Here is a 388-nt window from a genome sequence, read left to right as displayed (position 1 = left end):
GGTATGTACACCGAGTTACGCGGCTGAACACGACATCTTTGATGATGGCTTAGAATCGCTGCACCGGATTAATTTCATTCATGCACTAGGGTCAGATGTATGGCAGCGTTGGATTAAACACCACGGCTTAGATGTGAACTTGTTTGAGCAATTTTACTGTGTGAGCCACCGGGATATGGGCGTAAGAAGTGCCCTCAGCAATATCGGTGTCGCGATGGGGCGCTATCATTTTGTTAAGCAGTATGTTCAGACTGGTGAGCTGATAACACCTTATCCGAGCATGGATACAGACCAAGGGTATGACTTAATCTGCCCGCTAGGCACGGAAAAACGCCCTAAGGTAAGAACCTTTATTAAGTGGTTAGAAGGGCAGTTGCGCTAGGTTAGT

General features: G+C 47.2%; 1 protein-coding gene. It reads left to right on the top strand.

The features are described 5' to 3' along the window. Positions 1-382, top strand: a 382-nt coding sequence (locus AB4486_RS25410) for a LysR substrate-binding domain-containing protein (RefSeq protein WP_372119489.1), incomplete at its 5' end; no start/stop codon positions are given. Positions 383-388: the final 6 nt, after the last annotated feature.

Origin of the sequence: Vibrio sp. 10N.222.55.C6, from assembly GCF_041473395.1 — a bacterium.
Lineage (GTDB): Bacteria > Pseudomonadota > Gammaproteobacteria > Enterobacterales > Vibrionaceae > Vibrio > Vibrio crassostreae_C.
Note: the sequence above shows the minus strand (reverse complement) of the source record. Positions and strands in the feature narration are given on the sequence as shown.